13 protein-coding genes are annotated in these 13932 nt (G+C 68.5%); 5 read left to right on the top strand and 8 right to left on the bottom strand.

Features of this window, described 5'->3' with window-relative positions:
* The first annotated feature begins 4 nt into the window (after positions 1 to 4).
* The gene (hemB, locus tag J7E96_RS32125) at positions 5 to 1006 is read left to right on the top strand and encodes a porphobilinogen synthase (RefSeq protein ID WP_215136604.1); all 1002 of its coding nucleotides are present in this window, start codon (positions 5 to 7) and stop codon (positions 1004 to 1006) included.
* 829 nt (positions 1007 to 1835) lie between these two features.
* A complete protein-coding gene (locus J7E96_RS32120) occupies positions 1836 to 2399 on the top strand; it encodes a dihydrofolate reductase family protein (RefSeq protein ID WP_215136603.1) in 564 nt (187 codons plus the stop codon).
* Between the two features lie 250 nt (positions 2400 to 2649).
* Here J7E96_RS32120 and J7E96_RS32115 read toward each other — a convergent pair whose 3' ends face one another.
* The 3 genes from J7E96_RS32115 to J7E96_RS32105 form a co-directional block, all read right to left on the bottom strand.
* The gene (locus J7E96_RS32115; protein WP_215136601.1) at positions 2650 to 3456 is read right to left on the bottom strand and encodes a nucleotidyltransferase domain-containing protein; all 807 of its coding nucleotides are present in this window, start codon (positions 3454 to 3456) and stop codon (positions 2650 to 2652) included.
* Positions 3457 to 3992: 536 nt separating this feature from the next.
* Positions 3993 to 4244, bottom strand: coding sequence for a DUF397 domain-containing protein (locus J7E96_RS32110; RefSeq protein WP_215136599.1), 252 nt, complete (start codon positions 4242 to 4244; stop codon positions 3993 to 3995).
* Positions 4241 to 5065, bottom strand: coding sequence for a helix-turn-helix transcriptional regulator (locus tag J7E96_RS32105; protein ID WP_215136597.1), 825 nt, complete (start codon positions 5063 to 5065; stop codon positions 4241 to 4243). Before J7E96_RS32105 ends, J7E96_RS32110 begins: the two co-directional genes overlap by 4 nt.
* Positions 5066 to 5178: 113 nt before the next feature.
* On the opposite strand from J7E96_RS32105, the gene J7E96_RS32100 reads away from it, so the two are divergent.
* Positions 5179 to 5586, top strand: a complete 408-nt coding sequence (locus J7E96_RS32100; RefSeq protein ID WP_215136595.1) for an ATP-binding protein — start codon at positions 5179 to 5181, stop codon at positions 5584 to 5586.
* Here the strand turns inward: J7E96_RS32100 and J7E96_RS32095 are convergent.
* Positions 5576 to 6373, bottom strand: a complete 798-nt coding sequence (locus J7E96_RS32095) for an NAD(P)-dependent oxidoreductase (protein ID WP_215136593.1) — start codon at positions 6371 to 6373, stop codon at positions 5576 to 5578. The two genes, J7E96_RS32100 and J7E96_RS32095, sit on opposite strands and share 11 nt — an antisense overlap.
* A gap of 183 nt (positions 6374 to 6556) precedes the next feature.
* Between J7E96_RS32095 and J7E96_RS32090 the strand changes: the two genes are divergently transcribed.
* Positions 6557 to 6829, top strand: a complete 273-nt coding sequence (locus J7E96_RS32090) for a DUF1876 domain-containing protein (protein WP_215136591.1) — start codon at positions 6557 to 6559, stop codon at positions 6827 to 6829.
* Between the two features lie 106 nt (positions 6830 to 6935).
* Here the strand turns inward: J7E96_RS32090 and argS are convergent, their stop codons facing one another.
* Complete coding sequence (gene argS, locus J7E96_RS32085) at positions 6936 to 8708, bottom strand: arginine--tRNA ligase (RefSeq protein ID WP_215136589.1); 1773 nt, start codon at positions 8706 to 8708, stop codon at positions 6936 to 6938.
* Between the two features lie 133 nt (positions 8709 to 8841).
* Between argS and lysS the strand changes: the two genes are divergently transcribed.
* Complete coding sequence (gene lysS, locus J7E96_RS32080; protein WP_215136587.1) at positions 8842 to 10626, top strand: lysine--tRNA ligase; 1785 nt, start codon at positions 8842 to 8844, stop codon at positions 10624 to 10626.
* A 75-nt stretch (positions 10627 to 10701) separates the two neighbouring features.
* On the opposite strand, the gene J7E96_RS32075 is transcribed toward lysS, so the two are convergent.
* From J7E96_RS32075 to J7E96_RS32065, 3 genes are all read right to left on the bottom strand, one after another.
* Positions 10702 to 12024 carry a DUF2637 domain-containing protein gene (locus J7E96_RS32075; RefSeq protein WP_251070746.1) on the bottom strand — a complete coding sequence of 441 codons (1323 nt, stop codon included), beginning with the start codon at positions 12022 to 12024 and terminating at the stop codon, positions 10702 to 10704.
* Between the two features lie 169 nt (positions 12025 to 12193).
* Positions 12194 to 12925, bottom strand: coding sequence for a DUF3558 domain-containing protein (locus J7E96_RS32070; RefSeq protein ID WP_251070745.1), 732 nt, complete (start codon positions 12923 to 12925; stop codon positions 12194 to 12196).
* An 11-nt stretch (positions 12926 to 12936) separates the two neighbouring features.
* Positions 12937 to 13869, bottom strand: a complete 933-nt coding sequence (locus tag J7E96_RS32065) for a DUF3558 domain-containing protein (protein WP_215136583.1) — start codon at positions 13867 to 13869, stop codon at positions 12937 to 12939.
* Positions 13870 to 13932: the final 63 nt, after the last annotated feature.

Genomic DNA, 13932 nt, shown 5'->3' with positions numbered 1-13932 from the left:
TGGCATGACTGTGTATGGATCCTTTCCCGGGGCTCGGCCCCGTCGGCTGCGTACCACTCCGGCGATGCGGCGCATGGTCGCCGAGAACCGGCTGCACCCTGCCGATCTGATCCTTCCGGCGTTCGTACGGGAAGGCATCAGCGCCCCCGTGGCCATCTCGGCCATGCCCGGCGTGTACCAGCACACCCTCGATACGTTGCGGAAGGCGGCCGTCGAGGCGGTGGAGGCGGGCGTCGCCGGGATCATGCTGTTCGGCGTACCTGAGGACGAGAAGAAGGACGCGGCGGGGACGGCCGGGACCGATCCCGGCGGGATCCTTCAGGTCGCGCTGCGCGAGGTGCGGGGTGAGGTGGGGGATGATCTCGTGATCATGTCCGACCTGTGTCTGGACGAGTACACCGATCATGGGCACTGCGGCGTCCTGGATGCGGACGGGCGTGTCGACAACGACGCGACGCTGGAGCGGTACGCCGAGATGGCGCAGGTCCAGGCGGACGCGGGCGCGCACGTGGTGGGTCCCAGCGGAATGATGGACGGCCAGGTCGGCGTGATTCGCGATGCGCTGGACACGATCGGCAAGGAGGATGTGTCGATCCTCGCGTACACGGCGAAGTACTCGTCGGCCTTTTACGGGCCGTTCCGTGAGGCAGTGGGATCTTCGCTGCGGGGTGACCGGAAGACGTACCAGCAGGACCCGGCGAACTTGCGGGAGTCCATGCGGGAGTTGGCGCTGGATTTGGATGAAGGCGCCGACATGGTGATGGTCAAGCCGGCGGGGCCTTACTTGGATGTGCTGGCGAAGGTCGCTGAGGCTGTGGATGTGCCGGTCGCGGCGTACCAGATCAGTGGCGAGTACGCGATGCTCGAGGCGGCGGCCGAGCGGGGTTGGATCGACCGGGACAAGGCGATCATGGAGAGCCTGGTGGGGATCAAGCGCGCCGGGGCGAACATGATCCTTACGTACTGGGCGACCGAGGTTGCGCGCTGGGTCGGGCGGCAGGGGTAGGGGTAGGAGTAGGGATAGGGGTAGCCGGGCCGGTAACACCAAGGCTTGCTTCTGGGGGTTTCGGGCCGTCTCGGGCGCTTGAGTGTTGGTGGGCCGGGGCGGCCCAAAGAAAAACGCCCTGCACGGGGGCTGGGGGAGTGGTGCGGGTCGGTTCGGTGGCTGTCGGGTGAGTGGGTGGGGCGCGGTCTGTTTAGGGGGCGGCGCGGCCCCTGGCTCGGCGGGTGCGGGGACGGTCGTTGGTGCGACATCCCCATTCCCACGCACGCAAGCACTCACGCCGGTGGCCGGTCGATCTGGCGGGTCGACGTGCGGACTTATGACTGCGCGGGTGGCGCGCGGCAGTTGAATGGGGCGACTCGGGTGGGTGTGGCGTCCGCCCCGTCCGGTGGTCGGTTGGGCCGCAAGCAGGTTGCTGGTGTGGGTGGGTGGGACGAACCCCGCAGATGACGAGGATGGGTGCCCCTTTTGCCCTGCTATGGGGTGGCGGGGAGGTCTTGATGTGCGTCATGTGTTGGGTTTGTCGCGCTGACGGCCTGGCGTGGGCTTCGGAGCGCGATCAAGTCGGCGGGGACGCGGTTTACTGAGGCCACGCCAGTCTCATCCGTCTCATACGGCTCGCTTGGCGGTGCCGACTGTGCCTTTGGGGCGTGAACGTGTTCGTCATCGGGGTCGTCGGCTTGATGCGGACGGTGGATTCCTCAGCTGATCAAGGCGGATGCCGGGGAAATCAAGCTCCACTTGTTGATCTCCGGGCCTAGGTTCGTTGGGAGGGGCGTGCGGCTATGAGTTGGCGGGCCAATGCCTCGAAAACCCCGAGAGGAAGAACCTCGTGCGCAAGTTCAAGCTCCAAGTCCAGACCACCGTCGATGGTTACATGGCCGGCCCGAACGGCGAGATGGACTGGCTGACGTTCCCGTGGACGGACGACATCAACGCCTACATCGACGCGCTCACCGATCCGGTCGACTGCATCGTGCTGGGCCGCAAGCTTGCCGAGGGATTCATTCCGGCCTGGGCGGCCGGTCCGGAGGGTGAGGACCAGGCGTCCATCGACAAGATGAACAACACGCCCAAGGTCATCATCTCCAACACCCTCACTGAGTCGCCCTGGGAAAACGCCGTTGTCGCAGGCGGGGATCTCACCGAGACCGTGAACTCGCTGAAGGCGCAGCCGGGCGGAGACATGATCACCTACGGAGGTGGCACGCTCGTATCGAGCCTGATCACCGAGGGCCTGCTCGACGAACTCCACCTGTTCGTCAACCCGACCGCGATCGGCGCCGGGATGCCTGTGTTCGCGAAGGTCGACGGCTATCAGCCGCTTCGCCTCGTGACCGCTCGGCCGTTCGACTGCGGGATCACTGCGCTGCACTTCGAACCGAAGCGCCCCTGAACACGCCGCCGACCGCATGGGCGTGGCTGGTGTCGTTCGGGCTGTCCGTGGTGGCGGCGGCAGTCCGCTGTCGTCTGGCAGCCGCATGCTGGAGCCGCCGGGCGCCGTGCAGGGCATCCGGATCGTCGCCAGGCAGCCCAGGGATTCGGTCCGTGTGTGGGACGAAACCCGCACTTGGTGAGGCTCAACGCCCCTCCAATCTCACTCGTCACACCTGTTTCGCTTCCGGCCATCACACGCGTGGCTTGGTTCAGGAGCGGGGCGCCTTCTCGCCGTGTACGGCTGTGTATTCGGCTGCGAGCCAGGGTCCCAGGTGGTCGATGAGCATGCTGAGTACCGCCGGGTCTGCCGAGGGCGTGCGGCCGGTGGCCGCAGCGACGCGCATCTGCTCGACGCGCTCGGGGTAGTAGCGGCCGAATAGCTCGGCGGACTCGCTGAGGTCGCTGGTCCAGCCGCCCCAGCGAGGCATGATCAGCGTGAACCCTGTGCGGACAATGCGGCGGGCTACGACGCGGTTGAGGGTCTTGCGGTCGGCGTCGGTGGCGACCTCGGCCGCTCGGGCGCGCCATCGCGGGAGTGCAAGTGGGAGGTCGCCGTTCGTCTCGCGGGCGAGCACGGATGTGGGGCGGTAGCGGGGAAGCTGTTCGGCGAGGTCGTCGCCCAGCAGTGGGGTACACAGGCAGGCGACAAAAAAGCCGCCGTCATGGCGTTCGAGTTCGCTGAGAAGGGTTCGTGCGCCGGACAGGAGGATGCCGACGCCGTTGATTTGGGCACAGGAACGGTCGAGAGCGGCCTCGATCGTCTTGGCGTCCGCCCGGTCGGCCTCAGTGGGCTCGTCGCGGAGGGCGAGAAGCAGGTCGAGGTCTGAGACACCGGGGATGGCGGTGCCGCGGGGAATGCTGCCGTAGAGGTACGCGCTGTGCAGTCGTGTGCTGCCGAACATCTCGGTGATGTGAGCGCGGGACGCATCGACGACAGGAGCGAAAGCTTCTGGCACGCGGCTCAGCGCACCTTCACGCGCGATCGTCCCATCCTGGTTCAGCCCTCTTGCGCTCATGGGATCACTGTGCCTCCCGGCTTCGTATGCCGCCGAATGGTTTTTCACAGCAAGCACAGCGCCCAGTGGTCCATCCTGCGCGGCATCCTCGAACCACATCAGCCGCGTGGGCGACCGATCGCGCGGGAAGGGGAGCCCTCCGCCGGCGCCGGTTGCGCGTGTGCGTCGGGGTGGTGGTGTCGCACCAGCGGCCGTCGCCGCAGTCGCTGAGGCTGGGGCCGCACCGCCCCCTAGACCCGGACTTCGCAGGTCACCCGATCGTGAAGATCAAGCGGTCGTAGCCGATCGCTCGCCGATCGGAAGCGTAGCGGCGATAGCTGTCCCGGTCCGGCCCGGTCGAGATCGGACGCTGGGAGGCCGCTGCGGCGAACCTTTTCGGCGACCTGCGAAGTCCGGGCCTAGACGTGGTGCGCCCCGCCTACCGGCCCGTCGGTCGGCAGCGAGACAGCAGCCACTCCCCGAGCCTTTCCCGTGGGCCCCCACGCCAGACGCAATCACCGCCTCGGGTCAGCCAACGCCCCGGGGCCGTGCGGGACCTAACCCCCGTGCGACGAACCGGCGTACCGCGCGAAGTGCGACCAGGTGGCGGGGGTCAGGGTGAGGGATGGGCCGTCGGGGATCTTGGAGTCCCGGACGTGGACTGCGGTGGGGCAGGCGGCGATTTCGACGCAGGCGCCGCCTTCGTCGCCGCTGTAGCTGGACTTGCGCCAGGTGTAAGCGACTTCCAGGCATGCGCCGCCCTCGCTGCCGCTGTAGCTGGACTTGAACCACTCAAGTGCGGTGCTCATTGCTCTCCTAGCAGCCGGTCCAACAGGCCCTTCGTTTCCTCGGTGTTGAGGGCCTGCGTTCGCAGCATCGCATATTTCTGCGCCAGGATGCTGACCTCATTGGGGTCGGTGATGAGCTGGCTGCCGCGCTGGGTTTCGGTGTAGGCGAGATGCTGGTGGTCCGGTGTTTCCAGCAGGATGAACGGGCCGTCGAGTGCAGCATGGGTGTGACGGCCGAGCGGCATGAGCTGGACCGTGATGCCCGGTAGGTCCGCGCAGGCTTGCACGTGCCGCAGCGTCTCGGCGTACACCTCAGCTCCTCCCAGGCGGTCACGCACGACTGCCTCCGAGATGATGAAGCTGGCCGTCGGGGGCACCTTCCGGTGAAGGATCTCCTGGCGTTCGATGCGCGCGGCCACCTGCGAGTTGATCTCGTCCTCGCTGAGGATCGGAACCTTGCTGAGGAAGACCGCGCGAGCGTAACTCTCCGTCTGGAGCAGACCTGGAAGTACCTGGTTCTCGAACCATGACAAGGCGATCGCTTCGCGCTCCAAGTCCATGTACTGCTCCGCCCAGGCCGGGATCAGGTCGATCTCCGGCATGTTCTCCACCGCCGTCTCCAGCGCGTGCTTCGTGGCCAGCAGGCGGTCCAGCAGCCTCGCCAGGTCCGGCTTGAGCGGTCGTCTGCCCTGCTCGACGGAAGCGACCGTCTCCTCACCCGCACAGATCCGTTCCGCCAGCTCCCGCTGGGTGAGCCCCGCGTCCTCCCGGAACCGGGCCACCAGGGCGCCCACAAGCTTCATCGCCGAGGCGTTCTTCCGCTGCCGCTTCCTGGGGTGCATGACTGTCCAACTCCCCACCCTCGTCCGTACGTCACGCCTGAACGACCCGTACGGATTTCTTGTACGGGTGCGCGCACTGCATCACGCTAGTCACAGTGAGTGACCCTCGTCTCATGAACGAGACGATGCAACACCCGCTGCTGCGCGAGCGGTTCTACCGTCGGGAGCGTCAATCCGTCGCCGCGGCCAGGGATTTCGCGCGCACCGCCGTAGCCGAGTGGCGGCTCGGCGTGTGCCTGGACGACGTGCTGCTGTGCGTGAGCGAGCTGGCCACCAATGCCCTGGTGCACGGCGTTCCGCCGGGGCGTGGATACCGGCTCCGGCTGTGGCTCTCCGGAGACGTTCTCCGTATCGAGGTGCACGACAGCGGCGGCGGCCTGCCCCGTGTCCGGGAGCCGGACGGGGAGTGCGGGCGGGGGTTGTTGCTCGTGGCGGCGCTGGCCGACAAGTGGGGGGTCGGGGAGCGGGAGCCGGGGAAGGTCGTGTGGTGCGAGTTCGGCGGGGTGGAGGCTACTTCTTGAGCAGCTCCACCAGGCGGGAGGCGCCGTCGTTGTGGTGCCCTGCGGCGATCGCGTGGTCCAGGAGGTGCTGGAACGGCTCGAAGAGTTCGCCGCTGATGCCCTGATCCGCGAAGGTGTTGAGCAGGTTCGGGAAGGCCGCCTGGTTCACGGCGAGACTCGATACGTCGGTGAGGTGCTGCCCGGAGTCGACCGCCTTGGCCAGGGCCGGGGCCGAGTCCAGCATCGCGCCCACCCACGGGACCAGGAGCTCCGAGAAGCGGGTGGCCGAGATGTCCTCCGTACGGATCAGGGCGTATGCCTGGATAACGCCGGTGAACATGCCGTACATGCCCGTGAGCAGCGCCAGGTCGTAGAGGGCCGCGCGGCCCGGGTCGGTGCCGGCCCACTGGGTGCCGCCGAGGGCCGAGAGGGTGGGCCGGTGGGCTTCGTACGCCTGCTCGTCGCCGCTGTAGAGGATGTACGCGGCCGGGGTCGCGATCATCTGCGGCACCGCCATGATCCCGCCGTCGATGTACGCCGCGTTCCGGCTCTTTGCCCAGGTGGCGAGGGTCTCGGTGACGTTGTCGTTGGTGGTGAAGCAGACGATCACGAGTGGGCTCGCCGCCACGGCTTCCGTGACAGTTTCGGCGGGGGTCGCGCCCTGCGCGGCCAGCGGGCCGGTCTTCGCCGCGGAGCGGTTCCAGACGGTGACCGGGTGGCCGGCCTTCAGGAGGGCGGCGGCCAGGGCGCTGCCCATCATGCCGAGGCCGAGGACGGATACGGGAGGCAGAGGAAAGGGCGTGGGCATCGAGACTCCTGGGGGAGGTTTCTGACGTTTCCGGGGCCCTTTGATCCTTGTCGGGTGGTGAGTTGGCGACAAGTACCGACTAATAAGTCGGGTACTCACCGTTTGGTAAGTGGGGAGTGGTGATCAGCGGCCCGGCGGCGCACCCTGGAAGGGGGGAAGGGGCACTGCTGGAGGTGAGCGGCCATGCACACACTCGTCGGATGGCACATCGAGATGGAGTTCCAGGAGGAGGACGGCAGGACCAGGGCGGCAGCCATGGTGCGGCTCGGTGACGGTGTTGAGCTCCGGGCTCACGGGTACGCCAAACGGCACCCCACCGATGTCGAGCAGATGCGGGTCGGCGAGGAGATCGCGGGCGCGCGTGCGCTCATGGACCTGGCGTCACAGCTCCTGGGGAAGGCGCACGATGAGATCGACGAGGCCTCGGGGCGGTCGTCGTATCCGCTGACGTCGTGATCGCTCGCGACGCGCGTTATACGGCGATGCCCCCCACCGGGACCCCGGTGGGGGGCATCGCCGTATCGCCGGCGCCGCTTGATCAGTCGCGTGATCAGTCGCGTGATCAGAGGCGCTCGGGGGTGCGGATGCCGAGCAGCGCCATGCCCTGGTGGAGCGTGCGGGCGGTCAGGTCGCAGAGGAGGAGGCGGTTCTCCGCGATGTCGAGCGGCGGCTCGGGCTTCACGACCGGGCACTGGTCGTAGAACGTCGTGTAGAGCGACGCGAGCTGGTACAGGTACGCCGTCAGCTTGTGCGGCTCGTACGCCGAGGCGACCTCGGCCAGCGTCTCCGCGAACCGGTCCAGGTGCAGGCACAGCGCGCGCTCCGCCGGGGCCAGTTCGAGCTCCGGGTGAGCCGCCGCCTTCCGCTCGCCCGCGTTGCGGAGGATCGACTGGATGCGGGCGTACGCGTACTGGAGGTACACGGACGTGTCGCCGTTCAGCGACACCATCTGGTCCAGGTCGAACTTGTAGTCGCGGGACGCGGAGGTGGACAGGTCGGCGTACTTCACGGCGCCGATGCCGACGTACCGGCCGTTCTCCACGATTTCCTGCTCGGTCAGGCCCACCTTGGCGGCCTTCTCGCGCACGACCGCCGTCGCGCGGTCGACCGCCTCGTCCAGGAGGTCCACGAGGCGGACCGTCTCGCCCTCACGGGTCTTGAACGGCTTGCCGTCCTTGCCGAGGACCGTACCGAAGGCGAGCTGGACCGCGTGGACGTCCTCGTTCAGCCAGCCGGCCCGGCGGGCGGTCTCGAAGACCATCTTGAAGTGGAGCGACTGGCGGGCGTCCACGACGTACACGAGCGTGCTCGCGCCGAGGTTCTGGACGCGGTCGCGGATCGCGGAGAGGTCGGTGGCGGCGTAACCGTAACCACCGTTCGACTTCTTCACGATGAGGGGGGACGGATTGCCGTCCGGGCCCTTCACGTCGTCGAAGAAGACGCACAGGGCGCCGTCGGAGCGGACGGCCACGCCCGAGTCCTCCAGGATCTGGCAGGTCTCTTCGAGCATGGCGTTGTAGCCGGACTCGCCGACGACGTCCGCGTCGTTGATCTCCATGTCGAGCTTGTTGAAGACCGAGTAGAAGTAGATCTTCGACTCGTCGACGAAACGCTGCCAGAGGGCGAGGGTTTCCGGGTCGCCGGCCTGGAGGGCGACTACGCGGTCGCGCGAGCGTGCCTTGAAGTCCTCGTCGGAGTCGAACAGGACGCGCGAGGCCTTGTAGAGACGGTTGAGGGACGACATCGCCGCCTCGCCCTCCTCCGGGCCGCCGTGCTTGTGGTCCAGCTCGTGCGGGTGCTCGGTCAGGTACTGGATGAGCATGCCGAACTGGGTGCCCCAGTCGCCGATGTGGTGGCGGCGTACGACCTTCTCGCCCGTGAATTCCAGGATCTCGACCATCGCGGCGCCGATCACGGCGGAGCGGAGGTGGCCGACGTGCATCTCCTTGGCCACGTTCGGCTGGGCGTAGTCGACGACCGTCGTGCCGGGCTTGTCGGCAAGGGGTACGCCGAGACGGTCGTCGGCGGTGCGGGCCGCGAGGGTGCTGATGATCGCCCGGTCGGTGACCGTGATGTTCAGGAAGCCGGGGCCCGAGACCTCGATGTCCTTGATCACGTCGTCGCCTGTGGGCAGGGCGGCTACGACCTGCGTGGCGAGCTCGCGCGGGTTGGCCTTGGCCTTCTTCGCGAGGGCCAGGATGCCGTTCGCCTGGAAGTCGGCCCGGTCGCTTCGTCGCAGCAGCGGGTCGGCGGCGCCGGCCTCCGGCAGGGCTGCCGAGAGGGCGTCCGCGACGCGCTGGTTGACGGTCGAAGCGAGGGAATGGACCGAGGCCATGAGCTGCCGTTCCTGTTGAGAGGAAGTTGAATGTGCAGACGAGTATTTCATGGGGGTGTGCGGCCCGTCGTCTCGTATAAATGGGGAGCCTCCGGCGGCGTCGATCCGTCTGGGAGAATGGCTGGCGACAGCTATGGCTGGCGACAGCTATCGACAGCTATCGAGGAAGAAGGACGTGCCGATCGTGGCTCAGAGCAGCACAGAGACCGACTGGGTCTCCCGGTTCGCGGACGAGGTCATCGCCGAGTCGGAGCGACGTGCGCCTGGCAAACCGGTCGTCGTCGCGTCCGGACTCTCGCCCTCCGGGCCGATTCACCTGGGCAACCTGCGTGAGGTCATGACCCCGCACCTGGTCGCGGACGAGGTCCGGCGGCGGGGGCACGAGGTCAGGCATCTGATCTCGTGGGACGACTACGACCGGTACCGCAAGGTGCCGGCGGGCGTCGCGGGTGTTGACGAGTCCTGGGCCGAGCACATCGGCAAGCCCCTGACGTCGGTGCCCGCGCCGGCCGGGTCGGCGTACCCGAACTGGGCCGAGCACTTCAAGGCGGCCATGACGGCTGCCCTCGACGAGCTCGGGGTCGAGTACGACGGCATCAGCCAGACCGAGCAGTACACGGCCGGGGCCTACCGCGAGCAGATCCTGCACGCGATGAAGCACCGGGGCGACATCGACGCCGTACTCGACCGGTACCGGACGAAGAAGGACCCCAAGCAGCAGGTCAAGAAGCAGGGGCAGAAGCCGGTCGACGACGCCGAGCTGGAAGCCGCCGAGGGGTCCGGGGCGGCCGACGAGGACGACGGCAGCGGGGGCGGCGCGGGGTACTTCCCGTACAAGCCGTACTGCACTGCTTGTGGCAAGGACCTCACTACGGTGACCGCGTACGACGACGAGAGCACCGCTCTGTCGTACGTGTGCGTCTGTGGGCACTCCGAGACTGTGCTGCTGAGCGAATTCAACGGCGGCAAGCTGGTCTGGAAGGTCGACTGGCCGATGCGCTGGGCGTACGAAGGCGTGATCTTCGAGCCGAGCGGTGTCGACCACTCGTCGCCCGGGTCGTCGTTCGTGGTGGGCGGACAGATCGTGCGCGAGGTCTTCGGCGGCGTGCAGCCGATCGGGCCGATGTACGCCTTTGTGGGCATCAGCGGGATGGCCAAGATGTCCAGCAGCAAGGGGGGCGTGCCCACGCCCGCCGACGCGCTGAAGATCATGGAAGCGCCGCTGCTCAGGTGGCTTTACGCGCGGCGCCGGCCCAACCAGTCCTTCAAGATCGCCTTCGACCAGGAGATCCAGCGGCTCTACGACGAGTGGGACTCGCTGGAGAAGAAGGTTGCGGACGGGACTGTGCTGCCGGCCGACGCGGCGGCCCACTCGCGCGCGATCAGGACGGCGTCGGGGGAGCTGCCCCGGACGCCGCGGCCGCTGCCGTACCGGACGCTGGCCTCGGTGGCGGACATCACCGCCGGGCACGAGGACCAGGCGCTGCGGATCCTGAGCGAGCTGGATCCGGCGAATCCGGTTACGTCGCTGGACGAGGTGCGGCCGCGGTTCGACCGTGCCGAGAACTGGATCACCACGCAGGTGCCGGCCGAGCAGCGGACGGTTGTGCGCAGTGAGCCGGACCTGGAGATTCTGGGCTCGCTGGACGAGGCCGGGCGGGAGTCGCTGCGGCTGCTGATCGAGGGGCTCGACTCGCACTGGTCGCTGGACGGGCTCACGACGCTGGTCTACGGCGTACCGAAGATGATGGCGGGGCTGGAGGCCGATGCGAAGCCGACGCCGGAGCTGAAGGTGGCGCAGCGGTCGTTCTTCGCGTTGCTGTACCGGCTGCTGGTCGGGCGGGACACCGGGCCGCGGCTGCCTACGCTGCTGCTTGCGGTGGGGGCGGACCGGGTGAGGAAGTTGCTGGGGGCGTAGCTCTGCTGCTGCCTGCCGGCTGCTGCTTGCGGTGAGGGCCGCCACTCCTGGGTTTCCGGGGGTGGCGGCCCTTTCTCAGGCGATGTGTTCGGCGTCCAGTTCCTGCTGGTAGCGGATCTCGAAGCGCTTGGCGTAGTCGGACAGTTCGTTGAGGGGCGGCGGCTGGGTGCCGAGGTCCTGGATGTACGAGCCGAACGCGCCGGCTGACGGGACCGTGCCGTAGTCGCCGACGTACTTCCGGAAGGCGTCGTAGTACCGCTCCTCGGGCTCGTACTCCTCCTCGTACTGCTCCACGTATGCGGCGGGGTCCTGCTCGTGGCGCGGGCCCGGGATGCCGCCCAGGGGGCGCGTGCGGCCGGGGCCCGCGGGGACCATCACGGGGGTGGGCTGTGCGGGGCCGGGGGCCTCGGCGTACGTCGCCGGGTCGTAGGCGGCTTCGTAGGCCGGTTCGTAGGCGTTGTCGTACGCGGCGCCCTGCGGCACCTGCGGCGCGGCGAACCACGGGCTCGAATGCGAGCCGGGGCCCTCCGCCTCCTCCGCGACGGGCTCGTCGTCCATGTCGTCCGGGGCTTCCTGCGGCCACTCCTCGTCGGGGTGCGGCTGTCCGCGCCTGTGCTCGGCGCGCTCCTGGCCGTCGAGTTCCCGCACGGGCTGCGACACCAGCGTCCGGGGTTCCTGCGGCTGCGCCTCGACCTCCGGCGCCGGCGGCAGCAGCACCGGCTCGATGCCGGCCGCCGCCAGGCCCGCGGGGCCGGTCTGGGCGAGCGGAACGCCGTACTTAGCCAGACGCAGCGGCATCAGCGACTCGACCGGCGCCTTGCGGCGCCAGCCACGCCCGAAGCGTGCCTGGAGACGCGCCTGGTAGATCAGGCGGTCCTGCTCGAGCTTGATGACCTGCTCGTACGAGCGGAGTTCCCACAGCTTCATGCGCCGCCACAGCTTGAACGTCGGCAGCGGGGACAGCAGCCAGCGAGTGAGGCGTACGCCCTCCATGTGCTTGTCGGCCGTGATGTCGGCGATCCGGCCGACCGCGTGCCGCGCCGCCTCGACCGAGACGACGAACAGGATCGGGATGACGGCGTGCATGCCGACACCCAGCGGATCCGGCCACGACGCCGCGCCGTTGAAGGCGATCGTCGCGGCCGTCAGCAGCCACGCCGTCTGGCGCAGAAGGGGGAACGGGATCCGCATCCAGGTCAGGAGGAGGTCCAGGGCCAGCAGGACGCAGATACCCGCGTCGATGCCGATGGGGAATACGAGGGAGAAGTCGCCGAAGCCCTTCTCCTCCGCGAGCTCGCGCACGGCGGCGTACGAGCCGGCGAAACCGATCGCGGCGATGACCACCGCTCCCGCGACGACAACACCGATCAATATGCGGTGCGTACGTGTCAACTGCATCGCGGCCACCCGCGATCCCCTCCCGTTACGACGGACTTGGCGGGGGTCAGCCTGGCACATGTGTGCGGGTCCTGTTGCGCGGGTAGGGGCGGAGCCCGGCCCTCAAGGGGAAGACCGGGCTCCGGTACGCGTCGGGGATGGGGTGGTATGTACGGGTTGCCGCCAGAGGCTACTTGTTGGCCGCCGTGACCGAGGCCACCGCTTCCTTGGCCGCCTGCTGAGCGTCCTTCAGCAGGTCGGCGCCCTTCGGGGACTTGGCGCCCTGGTAGCCGGCGCCGTTGTAGACGACGGTGGCGACGACGTTCTCCGTACGTGTCACGACCGTTGCGTACTTGAAGTCCGCGTCCGTCTTGCGCAGGTCGTACGCGACCGTCGTCGCCTGGTCACCGACACCGGCGGTGGGCTCGGCCTCGACCTTCTTCGCGCCGTCCGTCGCCTTCGCGGCCTCGACCTGCTTCGCGAAGTACTCCTCGGCGAGCTTGTCGCCGGCGCCGCGGGTCTGGTCGGAGTCGTACCGCATGTACGAGACGGACAGCCAGCGGTACTGCGAGCCGTCGATGCCCTTGCTGTCCAGGCCGTTCCAGGAACAGCCGCCGCGCGCGGACACGTCGTTCGACTTGTCGGCGGTACCGGACTTGTCCTTCGCCCCCGGCACCAGCGAATCGACCGTCTTCTGCTTGATCGACTTGCACGGCTCGGGCAGCTTCGAGAACACCGCCGGCTTCACGGTCGGCTTCGCCGACACCGACGGAGAGGCGGCGGCGGACGGGGACGCGTCCTTGTCGCCTCCGGAGTCCGAGGAGCAGCCGGCGGCGACGAGCATCACCGGGACGGCTGCGCAGGCGAGTATGCGAGAGAGTCGCGGGGCTGATCGGTGCTGGTGCATGGTTCCTTCACTCATGGGGCTGACACTCATTCGCTGAACTGCTCGGCGAGCCTGCGGGCCAGGGCCTGCGTCTTCTCCTGCAGTTCCTTGCTGTCGGGGACATCTGCGGTCAGGGCGGGGTGCTCGCTGTACTGGACGGACACGATGACGTTCGAGGTACGGAACACCACGGTGACGGTACGACGCTGGGTGGTCGAGCCGGAACGGATCAGGGCGTCGTCCAGGAAGGCGGCCTCGCCGAGACCGGCGAGGGTACGGGGTTCGAGGCCCTGGGGGGCCTCGGGGGCCTGTGCGCCGGTGTTGCCGCTAGCGCCGGTCGCGGTGTCGGAGCTGGTGCCTGCGCTGGTCGTACTGTCGGGCGTCAGGGCGGCGGACTCGCCTTCGCCGCCTTCGCTACCTTCGCCACCTTCATCCCCGGCCTTGGAAGCGCGGGGCGCGGGGGAGTCGCTGCTGCCCGGGGACGCGCTGCCCTCGCCGTCTTCCTCCGCGCCGCCCTCGCCCTCCTCCGGGCTACGGGTGGGGGTCGGGAGGTCCGCCGCGATCTCCTGCTTCCCGTACACGTCCTTCGCGCGGTCGTCGTCGCTCACGTCGGAGTCGTACGACACCACCCGCTCGAAGTCGACCTTGAGGTCGTGCGAGGCGCCCTGGGAGTCCACCTTCCAGCGGCAGCCGACGCGCCGGTCCGTGTCGTACGTCACGGCGGCGGTGCCGTCGTACGCCTTCTCCTGCTGTTCCTCGGGGAGCGTGGCGACGCCCGGCAGGAGGTCGCGGAGCATGCCGCGGTCGACGGAGCCGCAGGGCTCACGGAGCGTGCGGTACTTGCCGGGGGCGGCGACGGACGTGTTGGCCTCGCCCGTCTTGGCGTCGGCGGCGGAGTCCTCGGTGCCGGAGCCGCCGGTGCAGCCGGCGGCAAGCGCCGCGAGGAGCGCGACGCCGGGTACGAACGCCTTTCGCTGCACGGTCCCAGGCTCCCTTCGATCGGAAATGCGGTTGCCGCGCGATAGCGGCCGGTGGACACAATG

Source organism: Streptomyces sp. ISL-96 (assembly GCF_018614035.1).
In the GTDB taxonomy this organism is placed as follows: domain Bacteria; phylum Actinomycetota; class Actinomycetes; order Streptomycetales; family Streptomycetaceae; genus Streptomyces.
This window is presented reverse-complemented; position numbering and strand designations above follow the sequence as displayed.

Bases quoted from the DNA above. Each gene is read 5' to 3' on its own strand.
- hemB (WP_215136604.1), top strand. From the start codon at position 5: ATGACTGTGTATGGATCCTTTCCCGGGGCTCGGCCCCGTCGGCTGCGT.
- J7E96_RS32115 (WP_215136601.1), bottom strand. From the start codon at position 3,456: ATGAGCGCAAGAGGGCTGAACCAGGATGGGACGATCGCGCGTGAAGGT.
- J7E96_RS32110 (WP_215136599.1), bottom strand. From the start codon at position 4,244: ATGAGCACCGCACTTGAGTGGTTCAAGTCCAGCTACAGCGGCAGCGAG.
- J7E96_RS32105 (WP_215136597.1), bottom strand. From the start codon at position 5,065: ATGCACCCCAGGAAGCGGCAGCGGAAGAACGCCTCGGCGATGAAGCTT.
- J7E96_RS32100 (WP_215136595.1), top strand. From the start codon at position 5,179: ATGAACGAGACGATGCAACACCCGCTGCTGCGCGAGCGGTTCTACCGT.
- J7E96_RS32095 (WP_215136593.1), bottom strand. From the start codon at position 6,373: ATGCCCACGCCCTTTCCTCTGCCTCCCGTATCCGTCCTCGGCCTCGGC.
- J7E96_RS32090 (WP_215136591.1), top strand. From the start codon at position 6,557: ATGCACACACTCGTCGGATGGCACATCGAGATGGAGTTCCAGGAGGAG.
- argS (WP_215136589.1), bottom strand. From the start codon at position 8,708: ATGGCCTCGGTCCATTCCCTCGCTTCGACCGTCAACCAGCGCGTCGCG.
- lysS (WP_215136587.1), top strand. From the start codon at position 8,842: ATGGCTGGCGACAGCTATCGACAGCTATCGAGGAAGAAGGACGTGCCG.
- J7E96_RS32075 (WP_251070746.1), bottom strand. From the start codon at position 12,024: ATGCAGTTGACACGTACGCACCGCATATTGATCGGTGTTGTCGTCGCG.
- J7E96_RS32070 (WP_251070745.1), bottom strand. From the start codon at position 12,925: ATGAGTGAAGGAACCATGCACCAGCACCGATCAGCCCCGCGACTCTCT.